The sequence below is a fragment of the Pseudomonas sp. BF-RE-21 genome, from assembly GCF_019947305.1.
Taxonomy (GTDB): Bacteria; Pseudomonadota; Gammaproteobacteria; order Pseudomonadales; family Pseudomonadaceae; genus Aquipseudomonas; species Aquipseudomonas migulae.
Genome location: NZ_JAGYGF010000043.1, coordinates 1 through 22883 on the forward strand (window position 1 = coordinate 1; position 22883 = coordinate 22883).

The following is a 22883-nucleotide window of genomic DNA, read 5'->3' on the forward strand; positions in this document are numbered from 1 at the left end:
TGGAACCACCTGATCCCATCCCGAACTCAGCAGTGAAACGATGCATCGCCGATGGTAGTGTGGGGTTTCCCCATGTGAGAGTAGGTCATCGTCAAGATTAAATTCCGAAACCCCAATTGCGAAAGCAGTTGGGGTTTTGTTTTGCCCGCAAAAAAGCACGCCCGGGACGAGCACAAATTTGCACAGTTATTTTCGACTCAGGACACTAGAATAGGTCCAACTTTTTCGGAGTCAGTGCCTTTATGTCAGATCCGGTTGACGCCCCCGGGCTGTCAGAATTACCGCTGGACGACTTGGTGGCGTGCCATGAGTGCGACTTGCTGATGCGCAAGCCCAAGCTCGCCCATGGCGAGAAAGCCCTGTGTCCACGCTGCGGTTACGAGCTCTATGCCCATCGGCACAATGTTGTGCAACGCAGTCTCGCCTTGGTCATCTCCGCGCTGTTGTTGTACATCCCGGCGAACTTTTTACCCATCATGCAGCTCAATCTACTCGGGCAGTCGTCGCAAGATACTGTCTGGAGTGGCGTTGTCGGCCTGTTCGATACCGGAATGCAAGGCGTCTCAGTGATTGTGTTCCTGTGCAGCATGGGGATCCCGTTGCTCAAACTGCTTTGCCAACTGGCCGTGCTGCTGAGCATTCGTTTTGATGTCGGCCGTAGTTACGGTTTGTTGCTCTATCGGATTTATCACCATCTACGCGATTGGGGAATGCTCGAGGTCTACCTCATGGGTGTGCTGGTGGCGATCGTCAAACTGGCAGATATGGCAGCAATCACCATCGGTCTCGGCCTGGCGTGCTTTATCAGTTTGTTGTTGGTCCAGGTCTGGCTGGAGGTCGTGATGTCGCCCCATCAGATCTGGCAGGCTTTATCAGGAGAGGATGCCCATGCGGGCGATTGATGCAGGCATTCTGATTTGCGCCGAATGCCATGAATTGAACAAGCAGGAAGCTGACACCGACGAGCAGGTCTGCACCCGCTGCGGTGCGCTGGTTCACGCCCGCCGCCCCAACAGCCTCGCTCGTACCTGGGCGTTGCTGATCACGGCAGCGATTCTCTACATTCCGGCCAACGTACTGCCGATCATGACGGTCAGTTCCCTCGGTCAGGGCGATCCCAGCACCATCATGTCCGGTGTGATCCAACTGGTTCAACACGGCATGCTTCCCATCGCCGCTGTGGTGTTTATCGCCAGTATCGTTGTGCCCACGTTCAAATTGGTGGGCATCGCTTTGCTGCTGTTTTCCGTGCAGCGCCACCAGCCGCTTTCGGCTCGTCAACGGATCTGGATGTACCGCTTTATCGAGTTCATCGGTCGCTGGTCAATGCTCGATATCTTTGTGATTGCCATCCTGGTGGCGGTTGTGAATTTTGGACGGCTTGCCAGTGTCGAAGCCAATCTTGGCGCCATCGCTTTCGCCAGTGTGGTGATTCTGACGATGCTTGCCGCAGTAACTTTCGATCCCCGACTGATTTGGGATAACACGGAGTCGGACGACGACCATGACTGATTTGCCCACAGCGAAAACCCGACCGGCCTCGAACTGGTCAGCCATTTGGGTGTTGCCCCTGATCGCCTTGATCATCGGCGGCTGGCTCGGCTGGCGTGCCTACAACGAGACCGGCATCGAGATTCAGGTGCGTTTCGAAAGCGGTGAAGGCATTCAGGCCAACAAGACCGAAGTGGTCTACAAAGGCATGTCGGTCGGCAAGGTGAAAACCCTCACGCTCGATGATGAAGGCGCCTCCAAAGGGGTGATCGCCACCGTTGAAATGAACAAGGACGTGGAGCAATACCTGCGGACCAGCACACGCTTCTGGCTCGTCAAGCCGAGCGTGACCCTGGCGGGTATCACGGGCCTGGAAACCCTGGTCTCCGGTAACTACGTCGCGATCAGTCCGGGGGAAGGCGAGCCCACACGCCGGTTCAAGGCCCTGGCTGAAGAACCGCCGCTGTCGGATGCCCAGCCCGGGTTGCACCTGACCATCAAGGCTGACCGCCTCGGTTCGTTGAACCGTGGCAGCCCGGTGTTCTACAAGCAGATCAAAGTAGGCCAGATCAAAAGTTACTTGCTGTCCGAAGACCAAAGCACGGTTGAGCTCAAAGTGTTCATCGAACCCACCTACGCCAAGCTCGTACGCAAACACACACGTTTCTGGAACGCCAGCGGCATCAGCATCGACGCCAACCTGTCCGGTGTGAAAGTGCGCAGTGAGTCCCTGGCCAGTATCGTCGCCGGTGGTATCGCGTTTGCCACGCCGGAAAACCGCAGAGACAGCCCGCCCACCGATCCGAGCCTGCCGTTCCGTCTCTATGAAGACTTCGATGCGGCGGCGGCCGGTATACGGGTCAAGGTCAAACTCAGCGATTTCGAAGGACTGCAGGCCGGTCGTACACCGGTGATGTACAAAGGCATTCAGGTCGGCAATCTGAAAGCGTTGAAGATCGATCCCGATCTGTCCGCTGCTACCGCTGAACTGACCCTTGATCCTCTGGCCGAAGATTACCTGGTAGAAGGCACTCAATTCTGGGTGGTCAAACCGTCGATCTCCCTGGCCGGTATCACCGGGCTTGAAGCGCTGGTCAAAGGTAACTACATCGCTGTGCGTCCCGGCGATAAAGGCGCAGCACCACAACGTGAGTTCGTGGCACGGGCCAAGGCGCCGCCGCTGGATTTGCGTTCGCCGGGCCTGCACCTGGTGTTGTTCACCGAAAATCTTGGTTCGCTGGAAGTCGGCAGTCCGATTCTCTACAAGCAGGTCAAGGTCGGTTCGGTCCAGAGCTATCAGTTCTCGCGCAAGAAAAAACAATTGGTGATTGGTGTACACATCGAAAAGGAATACGAAGGGCTGGTTAACGCCTCGACCCGATTCTGGAATGCCAGTGGCATTACGCTCACGGGCGGATTGACTGGCGGAATCCAGGTCAAAAGTGAATCGCTGCAAAGCCTGATGGCCGGCGGTATCGCCTTCGAAACCCCGCTGGCCAAAGCCCCGCTGCAAAAGAAAATCCCGCGTTTCCGTTTGTTCGCCAGCCATGACGAAGCCAACCAGAAAGGCGCCGTGATCACGATCAAGGTCGATCGCGCCGATGGCTTGCGCAGCGGCACTCCGGTGAGATTCAAAGGCCTGGATGTTGGCAAGATTGAAGACGTCGACCTCACGGATGACCTGCAATCGGTGATGCTCACCGCGCGGATCACCGAAGTGCCGGAGCGTATCGCTCGGGCCGGCAGTCAGTTCTGGGTGGTCAAGCCCGAGCTGGGTCTGCTCAAAACGTCGAACCTGGAAACCCTGGTGACCGGTCAATACATCGAAGTGCAGCCGGCAGCGAAAAACCTCGGGCCGCAGAATAACTTCGTAGCGCTGGCCAATCCTCCTGAAACCGCCAAACAGGAAGCCGGGTTAAGTCTGGTTCTCAGCGCCGCTCGCCGAGGTTCGTTGAAAACCGGGGTGCCAGTGACGTATCGCGAAGTCACCGTGGGCAAGGTGACGGGGTATGAGCTGGGCCAGACGGCTGACCGTGTGTTGATACACATCCTGATCGAGCCGAAGTACGCGCCATTGGTGCGTAGCGGCACGCGATTCTGGAACACCAGCGGTTTCGGTTTCGATTACGGTTTGTTCAAAGGCGCGACGGTTCGTACCGAATCGCTGGAGACGCTGATTCAGGGCGGTATTGCTTTCGCCACGCCGGATGGGGATCGCATGGGTAACCCGGCGCGAGCGGAGCAAACTTTCCCGTTGTTCGATAAGTTTGAAGATGAATGGCTGACCTGGGCGCCGAAGATCTCGCTCGGCAAATAATCTGTTGGCGCCTGTGAGGACGCCTTCGCGGGCAAGCCTCGCTCCTACAGATCAGCACCGAACCTGTAGGAGCGAGGCTTGCCCGCGAAGAGGTCCGGATAGCCAACACATAACCACCAGACAAAAAAAGGCCGCGATTGGATCGCGGCCTTTTTTATTGCCTTCGATTAACGCAAATCAAACCGCATCCAGCTCCGGTTCATCCGCCTCAACGTTAACCACAGCCTTCACCTCATCGTGACGACGGATGTACTTCCAGTCCGCCTCATCGATGTAGATCCCGTTCGGCCCGCTACCGCCTTCCAGGTCAATCGCCACACTGGCACAGACCTGCGGCTTCACACTCGCCAGAATCGGCACGAAGCCCAGTTGCAGACTGGTTTCCAGCAACGCGGCCTGGTTTTTCTCGTCGATGTCCGCCGCTTCGTCGAGGTAGTACGGCAGGCGCACGCGACCAGCCTGGTCGCGGTCCATCAAGTGCAGCAACAAGTACATGTTGGTCAGCGCCTTGATGGTCATCGTCGTGCCATTGGACGCGGCGCCGTCGATGTCGGTGTGGATCACCGGTTGACCGTTGACCTTGGTGATCTCGAACGCCAGTTCGAACAAGTCCTTGAGACCGAGCTGGTTGTGGTTTGCCGCCACCAGCCGTGCCAGGTATTCCTTGGCTTCTTCGTTCTTGTTGTCCTGATCGGCGCTTTGGCTCAGATCGAACACGGAAAGGGTTTCGCCTTCTTCGTACTGACCGGCGCTGTGGATGATCTGGTCGATGTGCTTGAGCGCTTCCTTGTTCGGCGCAAGCACGATGCGGAAGCTCTGCAGGTTGGAGACCTGACGCTTGTTGATCTCGCGGTTGAACAGCGCCAGTTGGTGCTCAAGGCTGTCGTAGTCGCTGCGGATGTTGCGCAGGGTCCGGGCGATGTCGGTAACCGCGGCGCGGCGTGCCTTGCCGAGGGTCAGGGCTTCGTCGGTGCGGTGCGCATACGCGTTGATCAGCAGTTGCAGGCGACGCTCCATATCGTCTTCGCTGTCGAACTTGGCCACGCCCTTGAGGCGCACCTGAGCGTACAACGCGTCGATCTGGCCATCGCTGCGCAGCAAGCCCTGCCAGCTGTCCTGATAGTCGTTGAGCAGCGGCAACAGGTTGTCCATCGAATCGTCGATCGGGTCCATGAACGGCGTGCCGAACGGCAGGTCTGCCGGCAACAACTGACGGCGGCGCAGGGCGTCGTCGAGGGTACGTTGCTTGGCTTCCATGTCGCCGATCTGCCGGCCGACCAGTTGCAGCTTGGCCGACAGTTGCTGGACGCGTTCAGTGAAGGCGTCGCTGGAGCGCTTCAGTTCTTCCTGCGCCGCTTCCATCTGCGCCAGTTGCTCAAGCTTGTCGTCTTCCTCGGCGCTCAGGGTTTGCGCGCGGCGGAAATCTTCCAGGGCTTTCTGCGCGTCCAGCACTTGCTGGTACAGCGCTTCGGTCTGGGTCTTGCTCGCTGCGCGGTCGGCGACCACGGCAGCCTGGGTTTTCAGTTGCTTGAGTTCTTTTTCCAGGCGGTCTTTCTGATCGCGCAACGCGGCGCGGTCCGCCAGGGCTTGCAACGCAGGAGGTTCAATGTGCGAGATATCGATGGACAGGCCCGGCACTTCGAAGCGCTCGCCTTTGAAGCCGTCGAGGATCAGCTCCATGGATTTGACCCACTGACCGTCCTCGTCCAGCGTGATGCCATGCTCGCCCAACGGCAGGCTGAACAGCGCGCTGTTGAACAGGCGCATCAGACGCTCGACATCCTGTTGCGAAAACTCTTCGCGCAGACGAGCGTAGCTGTTGTTGTCGGCGTGATCGAGTTGCTGTTTCACCGATTTCAGGCGTTTTTCCAGATCGCGCAGACGCTCTTCCAGGTCTTCGGCAGAGAACTGCCGCGACTGCGCCAGCGCACCGGCCAGTTCATCGTGCGCGTCCTTGGCCGCGAGCAATTGCTGCTCCAGGACCTTGACGTCAGTCACCAACGCGAAGCGATGCTTGAGCACCGACAACTCGCCGAGCCAGCGCTGGATACCGGTGATTTCCCGCTCCAGACGCATCAGCTCCTGCGTGCCGCCGCGCTGATCGTTTTGCAGCGCGTCCTGTTCGTTGCGGTAATGCTCGGCCTGAATCGTCAGCTCTTCCTTGCGCGCACTGGCATAGTCCGACCAGGTGCCGAGCAAGGAATCGAGCAGTGGCGAGATCCGGTGCAGTTTGCCGCGCAGAATATTGCGCTGGGCAACGCCTGCGGCCAGCGCTTCAACCAGCGGACCCGCTGTGACCAGCGAGTTGTAGTCCTGCTCCATGCGTCGTACATCGCGGAAGGCTTCTTCGCACGCAGCGATGTAATCAACGCTGCCGGAACGCAGGCTGTGCTCGAAAGCATCGAGGAACAACTGCTTGAGCTTGGCCGCGGTGATTTCGCGCATGTGCAGCAGGTTGATGAACAGCGCGCGGAAGGTCTTCAGGCTCTGCTCGCTGGTGGAGCGCAGCGGAATCAGGGTCAGGTCCAGCGGAATCGAGGTGTGGCCGCCGACCAGCAAACGACGCAGTTCATCCGGCTTGAGTTCGTAGGCTTTCAGGCCTTCGCGCTCAAGGTTGGTGAACAGCTCTTTCTGACGCAGGCAGGTGTCGTTTTTCTGGTAATGGGCCAGGTCGAGTTTGCCGGCATAGGCAAAGAACTGGTGACCGAAACCACCGCCCGGGCCACGACCGACCACGCCGATCACGTGCGGACCGTGGGGCAGCGAGACTTCCACCAGGATGTAACTGGTGTCCGAAGCGAAGTAGAAACGCCGGGATTGTTCCAGGCTGTACTTGCCGAAACTCATGTCCGACATGCGCGCCAGAATCGGGAACTGCAACGCGTTGATCGACGCGGATTTACCGAGGTTGTTCGCGCCGTAGACCGACAACGGTTCTTCCAGCGGAAACAGGCCGAGGCTGTAACCGGCGGTGTTCAAAAGGGCAAAGCGGCGAATGCCGTAGCGTTCCTTGCTCATGCGTCGGTCTCCTGTTCTTCGGCAATGGCGCGGGCCAGAGCGTCTTCTTCGCTTTCTTCAGCGAAGTCACTGAGGTCCAGCGGGTCATCGGTTTGCAGCAGTTTTTCGTCGCTGTCGTCGTCGATCAGTACCGGAACCGGCAGCGGCAGCACGCTGTGCAGGCTGGCGGCCAGGTCACGGTCCTGTTGAACCGACAGACAGACGTCGAGGAAGCGGTGCATCGGCGGCAGGAAACGGTAGACACCGTTTTCTTCGCCGGCGAACCCGAGCTGTGTCATGCGGCGCATGATTTTTTCTTCGAGTTCTTCGACGGTCTGCACTTCGGCCTGGATAAACAGGTCGCGGTACTTTTCCAGCAGCGACGGCAGTTCATCGCGACCGAGGCTGCCGCCGTCGAGCACGGCAATCGGGTCACGGCCCTGATCGGCCAGATGCTCGACGAGGATAAAGGTGAACAGCGCCAGACGCTGCGCGGTCTTGTTCACCGCCGCAGCGGCGAGGTCCGGCACAAAGTAGTAGAAACCGCGGGTGTCGCAAACCAGTTCAAAACCCAGTGCCTTGAACAGCGTGCGGTACTGGTCCTGGAAGTTCGACAGTTGCGCGTACAGCTCCGGATCGCGGCGGCTGACGTGGTAGCCCTTGAACAGCTCGCGAAAGATCGGTGCCAGCTGGGACAGTTCGGATAGATCAAGATGCATGTGGAATGCTCGCAGAATCCTCGGCGGCGGTGTCGCTGGCCGAGAGCAGGGCGAAGGAGCGCAGGCTGACCTGGTGCTCATGAGTGTGGTAATCGCGGCGTTCCAGACGCTCGCGTTTGAAGCGTTTTTCCCGCGACAGGCGCGAGAACCAGTACAGCAATTCGTCGGTGGCGCCGTTCGGTTCCTGTTCCAGCAGCCAGGTCATCAGGTCTGGCATTGGCAGCGCGTCTTCACAACGTTCAAGCATTTCGCGAACGGTACGTGGTGCGCGCGGCGCTTCGCCTTTCTGGGTCTTGTGGGCCTTGGGGAACCGCGCCGGTTTCGGCTCGAAACGGGCCAGCGCGTAGACGTAGGCTTCGACCTGACTGGCGCTGCCGAGGAAGGTGCTTTGCGGCCGGGTGAACATCGGCATCGCCGCTTGTGGCACCGCATCGATGCCTTTGCGACGGATGGCCGACAAGGCCAGCGCTGCGCCACGGGTCACGGCGTTGTGCCGGCGAGCTTCTTCACGCAGCGGCAGCAGCAGTTCGCGAGCATGACGCAGCGTCAATTGAGCGCTGGTCTGCATTTCAAGGATGCGCGCGTGGGTGCGCAGCAGCATGTCGTCGTCGACCAGGTGGCCGAGGCGTTGCTGCTCGGTGAGCATCTTCAACAGGACATTTTCGACCTTGCGCACGCCTTGTTCGAAGGCGCCGTCGGCGTTCACCAACTGAATCATCGGCTCGACGTATTCGTCCCAGGTCGCCAGTACTTCGGCGTAACGCTGACGCAGCGGGATCTGCCGATCGCTGGTCTTGGCGCGTTCGGCGACGGCCACCAGGGCCTGTTCGTCGTTGGCGAGCTTCTTCAGTACATCGCGCACACGCATGTCGAGCAGGCGCAATTGGCGCGCCAGGTCATGGCCGTCGCGGATGTCGAAGGCATCCTGAATGTAACCGGCCAGGCGTTCGAGGTGGCGCAAATAGGCTTCGATTTCCAGGCACAGGCCCAGACGGTGCTCACGGCGCAGGTAAGCGAGGAAGTCGTGGATCTGCGCGTTGAGCTCGAAACGGTTCGGGCTTTTCGCCACGGGAACCAGAATGTCGAGGCGGATCCACACGTCCAGCAGGCTGGTGATGTCCTGCGGCGTACTGTCGAGTTGCTGGGCGGCCAGTTGCGTGCGCAGTTCGTTGAGGCTCAGTGTGCCTTGGTCGAAGTGCTCGCACAGTGGCTCCAGAAGTGCCCAGTGTTCAGCGAGGGCGCGCAAGACGCGCTTGGGTTCGATCATCGGAATGGCCGGCTGGTTGGCGATTAAAAGCCGCGATTGTACTGCATCGGGACCGATGCGATTCACTCTCGGGACGGGCTGTAGCTGTTTCTAAGGGAAAGAGTATCGATCAAGCGCGGGCGATCTTGAGCGAAGGGCGGTAGAATCAGCGCACTTTAGTTATCCACAAGTGGCCGACCTTTGCTAATCGAGTCCCGTCGCCGCGCTTATTTGACCGCCATGCAGGTGGTCAACTGGCTGCCGCGCACCGAATTGCCCTTCGCCGCGCCTTCGCGGCCCGAGCTGCTGGAAATGCCGGAGCCGTTGGTCGTCGCCCCGGTGGCGCCGGCGCCCGTGGCTGAGATGCCCGTGGAACCTGTGGTCAAACCTGCGGAGCGGGTGAAGATCGAGGTGCCGCGGCCATCCTTGTCGAGCACGCGGACGGTCACCCAGCCGGTCGAGGAGGAAGTGCCGGTCGTCGCCAAGGCTCCGCAAATCCCGCCACCGCGTTTCGCCCTGCAATTGCTGCGTGCCGGTCGGTGCCTGCTGCTGGTGGAGTTACCCACAGGCGAAACCTTCCAGACCCGCGATCCCGCCTATCTGCTGCTCAAGGACATGTTGCGCGCCGCCGGTCTGCCGGACAGCCCGCAAATTGTCGGCGAACCGGTGCGCTGGCCATTGTTGGTTCGCGGCACCATGGATCAAGGCCCGGAAGCGGCTCGTGACTTCGTACAAGGTTTTCTCTCGGCCCGGCTGGAAGACGCACCGTGCGTCTGCGTGTGGCTGATCGGCCTGCCGGCGGTGCGTTTTGCCGGCGAGGCCAACGCCGAATCCTTCAATCGTGAACTTCAGGTCGAAGGCCTGGGCGCGGTCTGGGCCCTGCCGGGCCTGGAATTATTAATGGAAGAGCCACAGCGTAAGGCTGATGTCTGGCAAGCCATGCGTCGGCTGATGGCGCGCTGGAAAGAATCGAATGAGTGACGCTGTATCGTTTCGCCCGATGACCGAGGCGGACCTGGACGCTGTCCTGAAAATTGAATTCGCGGCGTACAGCCATCCCTGGACCCGCGGGATTTTTCTCGATGGGCTGGGCAAGTACCAGATCTGGCTGATGTTCGAAGGTTCACAGCAGGTCGGGCATGGTGTGGTGCAGATCATTCTGGATGAAGCGCACCTGCTGAACATCACCGTCAAACCGGAAAATCAGGGCCGTGGCCTGGGTTTGACGCTGCTGGAGCACCTGATGTCGATTGCCTACAAGGCTGAGGCGCGGGAATGTTTTCTGGAAGTGCGCGACAGCAATCGCTCGGCGTTCCGGTTGTATGAGCGGTACGGGTTCAACGAGATTGGCCGGCGTCGGGATTATTATCCGGCGGTGGGTGGGCGCGAAGATGCGGTGGTCATGGCCTGCACCCTGGTGGATTGAGCCTTAAAAGCTTCGCGGGCAAGCCTCGCTCCTACAGGGAATTGCATTGCAAACGTAGGAGCGAGCGGGCGGCGATCCGACTTGCCCGCGAAGGCGTCCTCATTGACACCCACGATCACCGATTCCCATCCAGCGGATCCAGCCGCGCCAGTTCTTCTTCATCCAACCCATTACCCCCGCCGATGTCATCTTCATCGACGATGCTCAAATCCCAATCGGCCCGGTAATCGTCACCGGCTTCATGCGCATCCCGCGCACCGTCTTCACGGATCAACGTTTCCGGGCTCATGTCATCATCGGTGGGTTCATGATCAGCGGTCGAGGCGCCGGTCATGCCGGCTTCACGCACGCGCGCGCGCGGTATCAGTCGCTCGCGTTCCGTTTGCGTCAGTTCGTCGCCGATTTTCGCGCTGGGTTCTTCCTCCTCGAAATCCAGCTCCTGCAGCGAACCCATGCGGTCTTCGTTGTCGTCGATGGGCTCGGGTTGCGCCGCATCGTACGGACGTCGTGAATCATTCATGGTAATTCCTCATACTGTGAGCCTTACTACGGTAGACCCACTGGGCTGCCCGGAATTCCGCCGGCAGGGAACACCGGTAATATGCCTCATCGGCAATCTGCATCTTGCGCGTGACCCCGACGGACGGTTGTCTGTCAAAGCAGCGCATCATTCTCGAGGCTTCATTGCATGAACGACTTACAAGATCTGATTGATAACAACGAGCGCTGGGCTGACGCGATCACCAAAGAAGATCCTGATTTCTTCGCCAAACTGGCGCGTCAGCAAACGCCGGAATTCCTCTGGATCGGCTGCTCCGACGCCCGCGTACCGGCGAACGAGATTGTCGGCATGCTGCCCGGTGACCTGTTCGTCCACCGCAACGTGGCCAACGTGGTGCTGCACACTGACCTCAACTGCCTGTCGGTGATTCAGTACGCGGTGGACGTGCTCAAGGTCAAACACATCCTCGTTACCGGCCACTATGGCTGCGGCGGCGTGCGTGCGTCGATGCAGGATCGTCAGTTCGGCTTGATCGATGGCTGGCTGCGGTCGATTCGTGACCTTTACTACGAGAAGCGCGAAGAACTCTCCAAACTGCCAACCGAAGAAGAGCGGGTCGACCGCCTCTGCGAGCTCAACGTGATCCAGCAAGTGGCCAACGTCGGGCACACCAGCATTGTGCAAAACGCCTGGCACCGCGGGCAGAAACTGTCGATTCACGGCTGCATCTATGGCATCAAGGACGGTCGGTGGAAGAGCCTGAATGCCACCATCAGTGGTTTCGAGCAGTTGCCGCCGCAGTACCGCCTGCGTCCATTCGAGCCGCTGTAAAAGCCCCCGGCGTCATCGGCGCCAGTTCTGGAAGAACAACTGGCCATCGGCATTCGGCGATTCGTCGTAGCCGGTGATCCAGCCACGGCAGCAAGTACAACCACAGCGGCAGGCAAACTGCCGCTGCAGCCTGTCTTCCGTCGTGGCGAAATCCATCGTCAGCCGATCACCTTTTCTGATGTCCTTCAGCGCCCATAACCACAGTTCACTCATGTCGAGAAAGGCGTTGGGGTCGCAGGCGTGGTTAAGCAATCCGCAGAAGCGCGGATCATAGACATGAATGCCCGGCGCCATTTGCCGAGTGCGTCGGCAGCGATAGGGCAGCAAATGCCCGGAAATACGGCAGATTCGGCTGAGCCGAGGGAATTCGCGCAAAGCGGCGACAGCGATCGGCTCTCCCTGAGCATTGTTGATGATTTGAAAGTCTTCCGTGGTAGGGAATCCCAGTCGAGGGGGCAATTCCATAAACGGATAGATGCCATTGAATGGCGGTGAGGTGATTCCTTGCTCAGCGTGGGGTTTCATCACAATCCTTGTCGGCGGGGCGCTGCGACCTCCGTCAGCTGACATCCTGTCAGCCCTGCAGCACATGGGTACGCCTCAAGACTCTCGCAAAAAAAACCACCGGTCTACTGTCATAACTGACAGAGGAAAAGCGCGCGTTCCCACGTCAGCCAAGGCTCACGCAGGAACGCCGTTCAGTTTTTTACAGATGCGTAGCAGGCACTGCGGTCGCAGGCGTGGGGACCTTGAGCTGTTTGAGTTGAGCCTTGATCGGCGTCGTCGCGCATTTGGCCGTGGCTTGCCCAGGCGTCAGGTTACGGATCGAGGTGTAGAACAGTTCGCAAGTTTTAACTGCCTGGGCCACTTGCCAGGTCTGGGTGCAACTTCTCAGCTCAATGTCTGGATTGCTGTCGAGGTCGCGGCCCATTGCGGCCTGCCAGCATGCGGCACTCAAGTCCTGGCCCATGACTTTCAGGCCCGCTGCGTCGGCCTGGGCCTGGGCATCTTTGCCGGTGTAGCTGTCCGGGTCGGCGGCGTACCAGATGTAGCTCGGGTGGTTGGAACCCAGCACCGGCACTTTCACCCCTTCTTTCGGACTGATGGTTGCCAGGCCCAGCACGTTTACGGTCGGCCCGTATTGCTGCTTGATCCAGTTACGCACCGGCGCACCGAACGCGACCATCGGCAACGCGGCACCGCTGGCGTTCTGGCTGACTTCCTTGACCATGGTGGTCTGGTAGTCCTTGAAGTAGTCGTAGACGCCTTCCAGATCCTTGCCGGCGTTGGACGGCGCGGCGATCGGCGCGATGTCGATGATGGTCTGGAAAGCCGGTGTCTGATCGGCAGGGATGCCGTTGATCGTCAGCAGCGTGGCCCAGCGATCGGTGGTCTTGGACTCCAGATAGTCCTGGGCCTGAGTCAGCGAGTAATCCGGCGGGAAGTGCAGCAGCTCGACACTTCTGCGGTTCTCCAGGGCCATGCCCAGCGGCAGGAACAAGTACCAGCTGTAAGCCCACTTGCCGTCGGCATTCAGCTTGCTGGCGCCGGTATAAGCCAGATCGCCGGCATCGAGCAGCGCTGCCAACGGCTTTTCATAGCCCCTGGGCACACCGGTGATTGCGGCATAGAGCTGATTGTTATCGGTTTTGACCTGCACCTTCGCATCGCTGTAACCATCACGCTGCACGCTCTGCGTCAGGTAATGCTCGACGGTTTGCTCCAGCGTCCAGTTGCGAAAGCAGATCACGTTGCAATTGTTGGGGTAAGCGAACAGCCGGGTGACGCGCTCGGTGCTGCCCAGCTTCAGATCGGCATCCGCCTGGGCGGCGGTGCTCAGGGTGAGGGCGGCAAGGGTGAGTGCTGCGAGTTTGAACATGCTCAGATCCTTTTCAGCGTGTGGGCCCTCGAGAACGGGCGAAGACATACTGAAACAGAAGAGGCCGAACGAGAAGTAGGGGCCGATAGAAATATCGGCCCCTTTTTGCATTACGGCATCACCGGCGCCGTATACGTCAGCGTCGTCCCCAGCGCCCACAGCAGAAACAGCACCAGCGGCGTGTGCACCAGCAGTTGCACGAACGAAAACCCGATCAAGTCCCGCGCCTTCAAGCCCAGCACGCCCAGCAGCGGCAGCATGTAGAACGGGTTGATCAGGTTCGGCAGGGCTTCGGCGGCGTTGTAGATCTGCACGGCCCAGCCCAGGTGGTAGTTCAGGTCGGTGGCCACTTGCATCACATACGGCGCTTCGATGATCCACTTGCCGCCGCCCGACGGGATGAAGAAGCCGAGGATCGCCGAGTACACGCCCATCAGCAGCGCGTAGGTGTCGTGGGACGCGATTTGTACGAAAAACGTCGAGATGTGGTGCGCCAGGGTCTGCGCGTCAGTGCCTTTGACCGTGGTCATCAGCGCGGCGATCGAGCCGTACAACGGGAACTGGATCAGCACGCCGGTGGTGGTCGGCACCGCGCGGGACACCGCATCGAGGAAACTGCGCGGGCGCCAGTGCAGCAAGGCACCGAGCATGATGAACAGGAAGTTGTAGGTGTTCAGCCCGGAAATCGCACTGATCGCCGGTTTGGTCGAGAACTCGTGGAACAGCCACCCGGCCGCCAGCAGCACCAGCAGAATCGTCAGCAGTGGGCTGTGTTCCAGCCATTCGCCGGGGCGAGTGCGCGGTTGCAGCGGTGGCAGGTTGAAGCTCGGGTCGATGCCGCAGGCTTTGGCATCGCGGGCCGAGTTCGGGCCAGGGGCGGTGGCGTAGGCAATGATTAGCGAGATCACGATCAGCGCCAGCAACATGACGCCGGACTGCCAGAGAAAGATGGTTTGCGTGAACGGAATCACCCCGGTGATCGACAGAATCGAGGGCGGCAAACTGGCCGGGTTGGCCTGCAACTGCGCGGCGGACGACGACAGGCCCAGGGCCCACACCGCGCCAAGGCCCAGGTAGGCGGCAGCACCGGCGGCGCGATAATCCATTTTCAGGTCGACGCGGCGGGCGAGGGCGCGCACCAGCAATCCGCCGAACACCAGCGACAAGCCCCAGTTCAGCAGCGACGCGACCATGGAAATCAGCGCCACCCACGCCACGGCGGAACGGCCGTTCTTGGGGATGCGCGCCAGACGGTCGATCAGCTTGACGGCGGGCGGCGAGCTGGCGACTACATAGCCGCCGATCACCACGAACGCCATCTGCATGGTGAACGGGATCAGGCTCCAGAACCCGTCACCGAAGGCCATCGCGGCATCGGTGGGTTTTGCGCCCATGAACAGGGTGGCCACGGCGACGATGATCACCGCCAGGGCAGCAAACACCCAGGAATCAGGAAACCAGCGTTCGGCAAAACTTGAACAGCGCAGGGCAAAGCGGGCGGAGCGGGTATCTTCGATATCAGCAGCCACGGGAGTACCTCGAATTTTTATGATTGTTGTGGTCTTCAGGGCTGCAAAGGCCAAACGCCGTTTTTATTGTGGGAGCGAGCCTGCTCGCGATGGTCGTAAACGATGACGCGTGTTTACTGATTAAACGCGGCGTTCTCGAGTCCATCGCGAGCAGGCTCGCTCCTACAGTTTTTGATCGGCACTGGCTGCAACGCCCGTCTGGACAGGCGCCAACAGTAAATCAATCGGTCAGGATTTGTGACGAAGTTTTACCGATACGGGACTATGGTCTAACGGGTTGTCCGCTGGCGCGTTTGCGTAGACCATGGGCGCCTTGGTTTTTTGCCCATGCCAGAGTTCTTTTGATGACTGCCCTTAACGATTCGCGCCCGGCACCGTTCAGCCGTTCGGACTACAAGACCCTCGGCCTTGCGGCCCTCGGCGGCGCGCTGGAAATCTACGATTTCATCATCTTCGTGTTTTTCGCCCTGACCCTCAGTCAGCTGTTCTTCCCGCCGGAAATGCCCGAATGGCTGCGCCTGCTGCAAAGTTTCGGGATTTTTGTCACCGGTTACCTGGCGCGACCGTTGGGCGGGATTCTGATGGCGCATTTCGCCGACCGGCTGGGGCGCAAGAAAGTCTTCAGCCTGAGCATTCTGATGATGGCGCTGCCGTGCCTGCTGATCGGCATCATGCCGACCTACGCCCAGATCGGTTATTTCGCACCTTTGTTGCTGTTGGTCCTGCGGGTGTTGCAAGGCGCGGCGGTCGGCGGTGAAGTGCCGAGCGCCTGGGTGTTCGTCGCCGAGCACGCGCCGGCCGGGCATCGCGGTTATGCACTGGGTTTCCTTCAGGCCGGGTTGACCTTTGGCTACTTGATCGGCGCGCTGACAGCGACCTTTCTGGCACAGGCGTTCACCCCGGCGGAGATCCTCGATTTCGCATGGCGTTACCCGTTCCTGCTGGGCGGCGTATTTGGCGTGATAGGCGTCTGGCTGCGCCGCTGGCTCAATGAAACCCCGGTGTTCATGGCGATGCAGGCGAAGCGTGATGCCGCCGTTGAACTGCCACTGCGCACGGTCCTGCGTGAGCATCGCCTGGCCATTTTGCCGGCGATGATCCTCACCTGCGTGCTGACTTCAGCCGTGGTGGTGTTTGTGGTCATTACCCCGACCATGATGCAGAAAACCTTCGGCATGACCGCCAGCCACACCTTTGGCCTGAGCGCATTGGGCATCGTGTTCCTGAACATCGGCTGCGTGCTCGCCGGTTTGCTCGTCGACCGTATCGGCGCCTGGCGCACCGTGATGCTGTACAGCCTGCTGCTACCGCTGGGCATCGGCGTGCTCTATACCTGCCTGATCATCGGCGGCAACTGGATCGGTCTGGCGTATGCGATTGCCGGCCTGAGTTGTGGCGTGGTCGGCGCGGTGCCGTCGGTGATGGTCAGCCTGTTCCCGGCGCGGATTCGCGTCTCGGGGATTTCCTTCACGTACAACATTGCCTACGCCGCGTGGGCAAGTATCACGCCGCTGTTGCTGATCGGTCTGATGCCGTGGAGCCCTTGGATCTGCGTGATTTTCTGCGCGGTGATGGGCGCGGTGGGCGTGAGCAGCGCGCTGTATTTCGGCGCGCGTACGCCGAGCACAGGCAATTGCCCGGCGGCTGGCGCCATCTGATTGAAGGTGGCGCTGCGTCCAAGACAACTATTTTTGTAGGACAACCCTGAAACACTCTTCAGAAAACATCCCCAAGGCCGATGGCTAGGCTGCATGCCGCTTTCTATCTCTGTCCATCGGTGCTTTCCCATGTTCAACAAACGCTTGAAGCAAGAGTTGTCGGCTCTTCGCGAAGAACTCTCCAGCCTTCAGCAAGTGAAGGAAAGTCTGGAAAGCGAGATGCTGGTCCTGACCCTGGATCCCGACGGGCGGATTCAATCGGTCAATCAGAATTTTCTCAGCGAGATGCTCTACAAGAGCCACGACCTGATCGATCGTCCTATCGAAGACATCGTTCCTGTTCACGTGAAGTCCGACGAATTCCATCACCGCTTCAAGGCTGCGCTGACCCGAGGCGAGCACTTTGCCGGTGCGGTGCGCTTGTTGCGTGGCGATGGCCAAGAGGCCTGGTTGCGTTCGATTGTGCAGCCGGTGCGCTCCGGGGACGGGCGGATCAAGCATTTCTCGATTTACTCCAGTGACCTGACCCGCACCATCGAGGCATCCCGTGAACACGAGAACCTGATCGGCGCGTTGGTGCGCTCGACGGCGGTGATCGAGTTCGACCTCGCTGGCAACGTGTTGTCGGCCAACGACCGCTTCCTCAACGGCATGGGTTACAGCCTCGCGCAGATCAAAGGCAAACATCACCGTCTCTTCTGTGAAGCGCAGGAGCACACCAGTGCCGAGTATCAGGACTTCTGGCGTCGCCTGAATTCCGGGGAATTCGTGGCCGGCCGCTTCAAACGCATCGACAGCCACGGGCGTACGGTCTGGCTGGAGGCGTCCTACAACCCGGTGGTCGACGCCAATAACAAACTCTACAAAGTGGTGAAGTTCGCCACGGTGATTACCGATCAGGTCAATCAGGAGCTGGCCGTCGCTGAAGCGGCGAACATTGCCTACGGCACCTCGCAGCAAACCGATCAAAGCGCCCAGCGCGGCACGGCCGTAGTGACGCAAGCGGTGAACGTGATGCGCGACCTGGCCAAGCACATGCAAACGGCCGGTGAGGGCATCGAGGCTTTGAACGAGCAGTCGCTGGTGATTGGCACCATCGTCAAAACCATCAGCGGCATCGCCGAACAGACCAACCTGCTGGCACTCAACGCGGCGATCGAAGCGGCCCGTGCCGGTGAGCAGGGTCGTGGTTTTGCCGTGGTCGCGGACGAGGTCCGGCAATTGGCTTCGCGCACCAGTCAGGCCACCGATGAAATTGTCCTGGTGGTGCGTCAGAACCAGGACATGGCGCGTAATGCGGTGTCGCTGATGACCGACGGCAAAACTCAGGCAGAGCAGGGGCTGGCGCTGGCGGCAGAGGCGGGCACGGTGATTGTCGAGATTCAGGACGGTGCGCAGAAAGTGGTGAACGCGGTCGGGCAGTTTGCCAACCAGCTAACGACTTGATGCCTGCGAACCGGGCGGATATCGCTACAATCGGCTCTTTTCCCAGGAGCAGATCCCATGAGCGCTTCCCATCGCCGTCCGGTTCCCTTGTCCAAGGCTTATCGCCTGCTCAACCATGGGCCGACCGTGCTGGTCAGTGCGGCCCATGACGGGCAGCGCAACATCATGGCGGCGGCCTGGGCCATGCCACTGGATTTCGAACCGCCGAAAATTGCCGTGGTGCTGGACAAGTCCACCTGGACCCGGCACCTGCTGGAAGCGTCGGGCACATTCGTGTTGAACGTACCCTGCGCTGCCCAGGCCGATATCGCGCAAACCGTCGGCTCGACCTCGGGCCTGGAGCTGACTCAAGGCCAGGGCCGGGACAAGTTCCAGACCTATGGCTTGCAGACCTTCAGCGGCGAGTTGATCGACGCGCCGATGCTCGAAGGTTGCGTGGCCTGGCTCGAATGCCGGTTGCTGCCGGAACCGAACAATCACCAACAATACGATCTGTTCCTGGCCGAAGTGATTGCGGCCCAGGCGGACGAGCGCGTGTTCAGCGACGGTCGCTGGCACTTCGAGGGGCACGATGCGTTGCGCACCTTGCACCACGTGGCGGGCGGGCATTTCCTGACCATCGGTGATCCGGTGGACGGCAAAGCCTTGCAGCCGTAAGACTTCAGACCCAGAGGTCATTCTCCGCCGTGCGCTCGCCACCCTTGTCGCCGGTGTTCAACACGCCCCGGGGTTCGATCAGCAGGAGTTTCACCTCTTGCTCGGCGAACGGCTTGTGCTCGACGCCCTTGGACACCACGTACATTTCGCCGGCGTTCACCAGCACGTGACCATCACGAAAATCGATGCGCAACTGGCCTTCGAGCACGATGAAGGCTTCGTCGGTATCGAGGTGGTCGTGCCAGATGAAATCCCCCAGCAGTTTCACCACCTTGAACTGGTAGTCGTTCATTTCGGCAATGACGCGCGGTGTCCAGTGCGAGTCGATTCGTGAGATTTTTTCGGCGAAGTTCAGGCTTTCGTAAGCTTTCATGAAGCAGCTCTCGTGGTTGATCGTAGAACCACGGTAACCAGCGCAACGGCGCGCTTCTTGTACGATTGTGCGTGGCTCAGCGCCGGTGCATTTTCATCCAGCGCGCCGGTGACAAGCCGTATGTTTTGCTGAACTGGCGGGTCATGTGGCTCTGATCGGTGAAGCCGGCGATCAGCGCGGCACTGACCAGCGACTGGCCCTGAATCAGCAGCGAACGGACCAGGTCCAGGCGACGCATGGTCAGGTATCGATAAGGGCTGGTGCCGAACAACAGGCGAAAGTCCCGTGACAGGCTCCAACGATCCCGACCGCTGTGGTGCGCCAGTTCTTCCAGGGTCACGGTGCGATCCAGGGCGCTGTGCATGTACTCGCGCGCGCGTTCCGCTGCCACATAGTCGAAGCTTGGGCGCGTGGTGGTCACTCCGCCGACAGTGTTCAAGGCTTGCGCCAGATCGAACAGCGCGTCCTGTTCTTCCAGCGGTTCGAGCGGGCAATCGAGACTGCGCAGCAGCACTTGGGTGGCGGCGAACAGGCGTGGGTCGGTCGACAGCCCGTTCTTGATGAACGGCAGCGGTTGACCGCCGAGCATCTGCTGGATCAGCGCCGGTTCGATGTACATCATCCGGTAGTGGAACCCGCTCTCGGTCCCAGCCTCGCCATCGTGGACTTCGTCCGGGTGCAGCACCATCGTCCCGCCGGGCAGGCTGTGGCGCCATGCGCCGCGATACTGATAACTCTGCACGCCGGCCAGGGTGTGACCGATGGCGTAGGTGTCGTGGCGGTGCAAGTCGTAGCCGTGACCGGCAAAAAACGCTTCGAAACGCTGCAGGCCGGAAACGTCGGGTGCGCGGTGGAACCAGTCATTGCGAGGCGGGTGTCGGGCCATGGTGATCGTTATCTTGAGCTTGATGCAGAACACGTTAGCTCAGTGACCGGTCGTCTGTCTGCTGGCGGATGGAAGGTCTCGCGTGAGTAGAAAACCGAGGGCAAATGTTGCAATGTGTTGCGCATCCTCTGCAGCCAAGAAGGCGACCCACATTATGGAAATATCCCACCTGAGCTATGCCGCTCCGTTGTTGTCGCTGGCGCTGTTGTGGACGGTTGCGGTGGTGACGCCGGGGCCGAACTTCTTCAACATCGCGCAATTGGCAGCCAGTCAATCCAAACGTCACGGCGTGGTGGCTGCGCTGGGCGTGGCCACCGGCACGGTGCTCTGGGGGCTGGCGGGCGGGTTGGGCATCAAGTCGCTGTTCAGCGCGGCGCCGACGCTTTACCTGAGCTTCAAGATTGCCGGTGGTTGTTACCTGATCTATCTCGGCTTGAAGCAGTTCAAGCGCAAACCGCCGGTTGCTGCGGGCGACAGCCGCTTGCTTGACGGCGCGGGGCGCACATTGTGGTCGGTGTATGGCCAGGGTTTTCTGGGCAACATGACCAACCCAAAATCCGCACTGTTCGTGGCGACGATCTTCGCGACCGCCATGCCCGCGACGGTGCCCACGACATTGCTGGCGCTGGCCGTAATGACCATGGCGACGTTGTCGTTCAGTTGGTATTGCAGCGTGGCACTGGTTTTCTCCAGCCGTCGGATGGCGCGGGTGTACGACCGTTCGCGCCAATGGCTGGATCGCTTTGCCGGCAGTTGCTACCTGTTGTTCGGTGCGCATCTGGTGGCCAGTCGCTGAGGAGTTCTGAATGAGCAAACTGCGGGTAGGCATTATTTTTGGCGGCCGTTCGGCGGAGCACGAAGTGTCGCTGCAATCGGCGAAAAACATCGTCGACGCGCTGGATCGTTCGCGCTTCGATCCGGTGTTGATCGGTATCGACAAACAGGGTCATTGGCACTTGAACGACCCGTCGAATTTCCTGCTCAACCAGGAAAACCCGGCGCTGATCGCCCTCAACCAATCCAACCGTGAACTGGCCGTGGTGCCGGGCAAAACCCGTCAGCAATTGGTGGAGACTTCCAGTCAGGAGCTGTTGGGCCACGTTGATGTGATCTTCCCGATCGTCCACGGCACGCTGGGTGAAGACGGTTGCCTGCAAGGGTTGCTGCGCATGGCCGATCTGCCGTTTGTCGGCTCCGATGTGCTGGGCTCGGCGGTGTGCATGGACAAGGACATCAGCAAACGCCTGCTGCGCGATGCCGGGTTGGCGGTGACGCCGTTCGTGACCCTGACCCGCGCAACCGCCAAGCGCACCGGGTTCGCCGAGGTCCGGGGCAAACTCGGGCTGCCGCTGTTCGTCAAACCGGCGAATCAGGGCTCTTCGGTGGGTGTGAGCAAGGTCAACGATGAGGCCGAGTACACGGCAGCGGTCGAACTGGCCCTCGGTTTCGATGAGAAAGTGCTGGTCGAATCCGCCGTCAGCGGTCGCGAGATCGAATGCGCGGTGCTCGGCAACGAAGACGCTATTGCCAGTGGCTGTGGCGAAATCGTCGTGCGCAGCGGGTTTTATTCCTACGACAGCAAGTACATCGACGCACAGGCCGCGCAAGTGGTGGTTCCGGCTGACATCAGCACCGAAGCCAGCGAACGCATTCGTGCCCTGGCCGTCGAGGCGTTTCAGGTGCTCGGCTGCTCCGGGCTGGCGCGGGTCGATGTGTTCCTGACGGACAGCGGTGAAGTACTGATCAACGAGATCAACTCGCTGCCCGGTTTCACCCGCATCAGCATGTACCCCAAGCTGTGGCAGGCCACAGGCATGACGTACAGCGAGCTGGTCAGTCGTCTGATCGAGCTGGCGTTGGAGAAGCACAAGGCACGGCAGTCTTTGAAAATCTCTCGCTAAGTAAAACTAACTATTTGAGGAGACAACACCATGAAGGTCAGCGCGCGTAACGTTTTCAAAGGCACCATCAGTCAATTGCAACCAGGCGCGGTCAACGCCGAGGTATCGCTGAAACTGGCGGGCGGCAATCAGTTGGTGGCGGTGGTCACCATGGAAAGCGTGAAAAGCCTCGGCCTGGCGGTCGGCAAGGAAGCCATCGCGCTGGTCAAAGCGCCGTGGGTCATGTTGATGACCGACTCCAGTGACATTCGCCTGTCGGCGCGCAACTGCCTCGAAGGCAAAGTCACCAGCGTCATCGATGGCGCGGTGAACGCCGAAGTGGTGATCCGGCTCGATGGCGGTGACGAGGTTTACTCGATCGTGACACGCCAGGCTGTTGCAGAACTGGGCCTGGCGCCGGGTGTGAGTGCGACGGCGGTGATCAAGGCGTCGCATATTATTTTGGGTGTGCCGGCGTAATTTGAGGTTTCAACTGCAGACAGGATAAAGGTCAAGCCTGCTTCACAGGCTTGATCAAGCTCTCGGCAGGTATGCCGAATAGATCATGAAGTTTCCAGATCATAGGAAGCGTTAATGCACGCTTGCCGTTGAGCACTTCGTAGACTCGGTTTGTCCGGCCTATGGCGGGCGCAAGGTCTGCGGCGGACAGACCAGATTGCTCCATGCGAAATTTGATTGCATCGATCGGATTGGGCAAATCGACAGGAAACTGCTTCGATTCATACGCTTCAATAAGCGTGATCATGATGTCGAAGTAGTCACCCTCAGGGGTGCCAGGCTCTGGTTCATTGTCGAACATTGCTGACACGCTCTTGAGGGCTGCACGGTAGTCCTCGTCGGTGTGAATCGGACGAATATTCATGGGTTACTCCATCTCGACAGTGTTAGCGTCGACTGCGTCGTACTGTTTGTGGGTGCCGACAAATTTTATGTACATGGCGCCGAAGCGATAGAATCGGTCTTCAAACTCTATCTTGGAAGCATTCATCTGCGGGTAGGAAAAGGCTGCGCAAGCTGGACGATCA

At 59.9% G+C, this 22883-nt stretch carries 21 protein-coding genes, 1 rRNA gene and 3 pseudogenes; 14 read left to right on the forward strand and 11 right to left on the reverse strand.

The genetic code is table 11. The features are described from left to right. From rrf to KGB25_RS22550, 4 genes are all read left to right on the forward strand, one after another. Positions 1 to 97, forward strand: a 5S ribosomal RNA gene (rrf, locus tag KGB25_RS22535); the annotation flags it as partial. 145 nt (positions 98 to 242) lie between these two features. Beyond that, positions 243 to 902: a paraquat-inducible protein A gene (locus tag KGB25_RS22540; protein ID WP_223436719.1), complete on the forward strand. Its 660-nt coding sequence runs from the start codon at positions 243 to 245 to the stop codon at positions 900 to 902. After that, positions 889 to 1512: a paraquat-inducible protein A gene (locus tag KGB25_RS22545; RefSeq protein WP_192228931.1), complete on the forward strand. Its 624-nt coding sequence runs from the start codon at positions 889 to 891 to the stop codon at positions 1510 to 1512. The genes KGB25_RS22540 and KGB25_RS22545 overlap by 14 nt, the downstream gene beginning before the upstream one ends. Continuing rightward, positions 1505 to 3808: an intermembrane transport protein PqiB gene (locus KGB25_RS22550; protein WP_223436721.1), complete on the forward strand. Its 2304-nt coding sequence runs from the start codon at positions 1505 to 1507 to the stop codon at positions 3806 to 3808. The genes KGB25_RS22545 and KGB25_RS22550 overlap by 8 nt, the downstream gene beginning before the upstream one ends. 177 nt (positions 3809 to 3985) lie before the next feature. Here the strand turns inward: KGB25_RS22550 and mksF are convergent, their stop codons facing one another. Genes mksF through mksB form a run of 3 tightly spaced genes read right to left on the reverse strand, consistent with a single transcriptional unit; the run spans position 3986 to position 8791 of the window. Continuing rightward, on the reverse strand, positions 3986 to 6826 hold the full coding sequence (mksF, locus tag KGB25_RS22555) for an Mks condensin complex protein MksF (protein ID WP_008037179.1): 2841 nt from the start codon (positions 6824 to 6826) through the stop codon (positions 3986 to 3988). Further along, positions 6823 to 7524, reverse strand: a complete 702-nt coding sequence (mksE, locus tag KGB25_RS22560; RefSeq protein WP_008025812.1) for an Mks condensin complex protein MksE — start codon at positions 7522 to 7524, stop codon at positions 6823 to 6825. Before mksE ends, mksF begins: the two co-directional genes overlap by 4 nt. Continuing rightward, on the reverse strand, positions 7514 to 8791 hold the full coding sequence (gene mksB / locus KGB25_RS22565) for an Mks condensin complex protein MksB (protein ID WP_008025814.1): 1278 nt from the start codon (positions 8789 to 8791) through the stop codon (positions 7514 to 7516). Before mksB ends, mksE begins: the two co-directional genes overlap by 11 nt. A 219-nt stretch (positions 8792 to 9010) precedes the next feature. Between mksB and KGB25_RS22570 the strand changes: the two genes are divergently transcribed. Together KGB25_RS22570 and rimI are read left to right on the forward strand one after the other, a co-directional pair. Continuing rightward, positions 9011 to 9751 (forward strand): energy transducer TonB, encoded by a 741-nt coding sequence (locus KGB25_RS22570; RefSeq protein ID WP_223436761.1) that lies wholly within the window; start codon positions 9011 to 9013, stop codon positions 9749 to 9751. Beyond that, the gene (gene rimI / locus KGB25_RS22575; RefSeq protein ID WP_008025817.1) at positions 9744 to 10196 is read left to right on the forward strand and encodes a ribosomal protein S18-alanine N-acetyltransferase; all 453 of its coding nucleotides are present in this window, start codon (positions 9744 to 9746) and stop codon (positions 10194 to 10196) included. The genes KGB25_RS22570 and rimI overlap by 8 nt, the downstream gene beginning before the upstream one ends. A gap of 115 nt (positions 10197 to 10311) precedes the next feature. On the opposite strand, the gene KGB25_RS22580 is transcribed toward rimI, so the two are convergent. After that, positions 10312 to 10716: a hypothetical protein gene (locus tag KGB25_RS22580; protein WP_008037181.1), complete on the reverse strand. Its 405-nt coding sequence runs from the start codon at positions 10714 to 10716 to the stop codon at positions 10312 to 10314. Positions 10717 to 10884: 168 nt separating this feature from the next. Here KGB25_RS22580 and can point away from each other — a divergent pair, with 168 nt between their 5' ends. After that, positions 10885 to 11529, forward strand: a complete 645-nt coding sequence (can, locus tag KGB25_RS22585; RefSeq protein ID WP_008025819.1) for a carbonate dehydratase — start codon at positions 10885 to 10887, stop codon at positions 11527 to 11529. Between the two features lie 12 nt (positions 11530 to 11541). Here can and KGB25_RS22590 read toward each other — a convergent pair whose 3' ends face one another. From KGB25_RS22590 to KGB25_RS22600, 3 genes are all read right to left on the reverse strand, one after another. Then, positions 11542 to 12054: an SET domain-containing protein-lysine N-methyltransferase gene (locus KGB25_RS22590; protein WP_032832343.1), complete on the reverse strand. Its 513-nt coding sequence runs from the start codon at positions 12052 to 12054 to the stop codon at positions 11542 to 11544. A gap of 181 nt (positions 12055 to 12235) precedes the next feature. Further along, positions 12236 to 13408 (reverse strand): hypothetical protein, encoded by a 1173-nt coding sequence (locus KGB25_RS22595; RefSeq protein WP_223436723.1) that lies wholly within the window; start codon positions 13406 to 13408, stop codon positions 12236 to 12238. A 110-nt stretch (positions 13409 to 13518) separates the two neighbouring features. Then, on the reverse strand, positions 13519 to 14937 hold the full coding sequence (locus KGB25_RS22600; protein ID WP_008037184.1) for a short-chain fatty acid transporter: 1419 nt from the start codon (positions 14935 to 14937) through the stop codon (positions 13519 to 13521). A 344-nt stretch (positions 14938 to 15281) separates the two neighbouring features. Between KGB25_RS22600 and KGB25_RS22605 the strand changes: the two genes are divergently transcribed. The 4 genes and pseudogenes from KGB25_RS22605 to KGB25_RS22615 all read left to right on the forward strand — a co-directional run bounded on the left by KGB25_RS22605 (position 15282) and on the right by KGB25_RS22615 (position 18698). Continuing rightward, on the forward strand, positions 15282 to 16595 hold the full coding sequence (locus KGB25_RS22605; protein ID WP_008037185.1) for an MFS transporter: 1314 nt from the start codon (positions 15282 to 15284) through the stop codon (positions 16593 to 16595). A gap of 219 nt (positions 16596 to 16814) precedes the next feature. After that, positions 16815 to 17447 (forward strand): annotated as a pseudogene (locus KGB25_RS30665) (PAS domain-containing protein); the annotation flags it as partial. Positions 17448 to 17606: 159 nt separating this feature from the next. Then, a pseudogene (locus KGB25_RS30670) lies at positions 17607 to 18041 on the forward strand (methyl-accepting chemotaxis protein); the annotation flags it as partial. 57 nt (positions 18042 to 18098) lie between these two features. Beyond that, complete coding sequence (locus KGB25_RS22615; RefSeq protein WP_008025833.1) at positions 18099 to 18698, forward strand: flavin reductase family protein; 600 nt, start codon at positions 18099 to 18101, stop codon at positions 18696 to 18698. A 4-nt stretch (positions 18699 to 18702) separates the two neighbouring features. Here KGB25_RS22615 and KGB25_RS22620 read toward each other — a convergent pair whose 3' ends face one another. After that, the gene (locus KGB25_RS22620; RefSeq protein ID WP_008037195.1) at positions 18703 to 19071 is read right to left on the reverse strand and encodes a cupin domain-containing protein; all 369 of its coding nucleotides are present in this window, start codon (positions 19069 to 19071) and stop codon (positions 18703 to 18705) included. Positions 19072 to 19147: 76 nt separating this feature from the next. Then, positions 19148 to 19957: an AraC family transcriptional regulator gene (locus tag KGB25_RS22625; RefSeq protein ID WP_032832348.1), complete on the reverse strand. Its 810-nt coding sequence runs from the start codon at positions 19955 to 19957 to the stop codon at positions 19148 to 19150. Positions 19958 to 20111: 154 nt separating this feature from the next. Between KGB25_RS22625 and KGB25_RS22630 the strand changes: the two genes are divergently transcribed. Genes KGB25_RS22630 through KGB25_RS22640 form a run of 3 tightly spaced genes read left to right on the forward strand, consistent with a single transcriptional unit; the run spans position 20112 to position 22317 of the window. Next, the gene (locus KGB25_RS22630) at positions 20112 to 20753 is read left to right on the forward strand and encodes a LysE family translocator (RefSeq protein WP_223436725.1); all 642 of its coding nucleotides are present in this window, start codon (positions 20112 to 20114) and stop codon (positions 20751 to 20753) included. Between the two features lie 10 nt (positions 20754 to 20763). After that, entirely contained in the window at positions 20764 to 21858 is a 1095-nt protein-coding gene (gene ddlA, locus KGB25_RS22635; protein ID WP_223415244.1) for a D-alanine--D-alanine ligase, read from the forward strand. Between the two features lie 30 nt (positions 21859 to 21888). Next, positions 21889 to 22317 (forward strand): molybdopterin-binding protein, encoded by a 429-nt coding sequence (locus tag KGB25_RS22640; protein WP_223436728.1) that lies wholly within the window; start codon positions 21889 to 21891, stop codon positions 22315 to 22317. A gap of 31 nt (positions 22318 to 22348) precedes the next feature. Here KGB25_RS22640 and KGB25_RS22645 read toward each other — a convergent pair whose 3' ends face one another. Next, positions 22349 to 22720: a type II toxin-antitoxin system HigA family antitoxin gene (locus KGB25_RS22645; protein ID WP_008025840.1), complete on the reverse strand. Its 372-nt coding sequence runs from the start codon at positions 22718 to 22720 to the stop codon at positions 22349 to 22351. A gap of 3 nt (positions 22721 to 22723) precedes the next feature. After that, positions 22724 to 22810: pseudogene (locus KGB25_RS22650) on the reverse strand (type II toxin-antitoxin system HigB family toxin); the annotation flags it as partial. Positions 22811 to 22883 lie beyond the last annotated feature (73 nt).

Coding starts and splice junctions, on each gene's coding strand:
- KGB25_RS22615 (WP_008025833.1), top strand. CDS start 18,099: ATGAGCGCTTCCCATCGCCGTCCGGTTCCCTTGTCCAAGGCTTATCGC.
- mksE (WP_008025812.1), bottom strand. CDS start 7,524: ATGCATCTTGATCTATCCGAACTGTCCCAGCTGGCACCGATCTTTCGC.
- KGB25_RS22625 (WP_032832348.1), bottom strand. CDS start 19,957: ATGGCCCGACACCCGCCTCGCAATGACTGGTTCCACCGCGCACCCGAC.
- rimI (WP_008025817.1), top strand. CDS start 9,744: ATGAGTGACGCTGTATCGTTTCGCCCGATGACCGAGGCGGACCTGGAC.
- KGB25_RS22590 (WP_032832343.1), bottom strand. CDS start 12,054: ATGAAACCCCACGCTGAGCAAGGAATCACCTCACCGCCATTCAATGGC.
- KGB25_RS22540 (WP_223436719.1), top strand. CDS start 243: ATGTCAGATCCGGTTGACGCCCCCGGGCTGTCAGAATTACCGCTGGAC.
- mksB (WP_008025814.1), bottom strand. CDS start 8,791: ATGATCGAACCCAAGCGCGTCTTGCGCGCCCTCGCTGAACACTGGGCA.
- KGB25_RS22640 (WP_223436728.1), top strand. CDS start 21,889: ATGAAGGTCAGCGCGCGTAACGTTTTCAAAGGCACCATCAGTCAATTG.
- KGB25_RS22630 (WP_223436725.1), top strand. CDS start 20,112: ATGGAAATATCCCACCTGAGCTATGCCGCTCCGTTGTTGTCGCTGGCG.
- KGB25_RS22645 (WP_008025840.1), bottom strand. CDS start 22,720: ATGAATATTCGTCCGATTCACACCGACGAGGACTACCGTGCAGCCCTC.
- mksF (WP_008037179.1), bottom strand. CDS start 6,826: ATGAGCAAGGAACGCTACGGCATTCGCCGCTTTGCCCTTTTGAACACC.
- KGB25_RS22605 (WP_008037185.1), top strand. CDS start 15,282: ATGACTGCCCTTAACGATTCGCGCCCGGCACCGTTCAGCCGTTCGGAC.
- can (WP_008025819.1), top strand. CDS start 10,885: ATGAACGACTTACAAGATCTGATTGATAACAACGAGCGCTGGGCTGAC.
- KGB25_RS22550 (WP_223436721.1), top strand. CDS start 1,505: ATGACTGATTTGCCCACAGCGAAAACCCGACCGGCCTCGAACTGGTCA.
- KGB25_RS22580 (WP_008037181.1), bottom strand. CDS start 10,716: ATGAATGATTCACGACGTCCGTACGATGCGGCGCAACCCGAGCCCATC.
- KGB25_RS22545 (WP_192228931.1), top strand. CDS start 889: ATGCGGGCGATTGATGCAGGCATTCTGATTTGCGCCGAATGCCATGAA.
- KGB25_RS22620 (WP_008037195.1), bottom strand. CDS start 19,071: ATGAAAGCTTACGAAAGCCTGAACTTCGCCGAAAAAATCTCACGAATC.
- KGB25_RS22570 (WP_223436761.1), top strand. CDS start 9,011: ATGCAGGTGGTCAACTGGCTGCCGCGCACCGAATTGCCCTTCGCCGCG.
- ddlA (WP_223415244.1), top strand. CDS start 20,764: ATGAGCAAACTGCGGGTAGGCATTATTTTTGGCGGCCGTTCGGCGGAG.
- KGB25_RS22595 (WP_223436723.1), bottom strand. CDS start 13,408: ATGTTCAAACTCGCAGCACTCACCCTTGCCGCCCTCACCCTGAGCACC.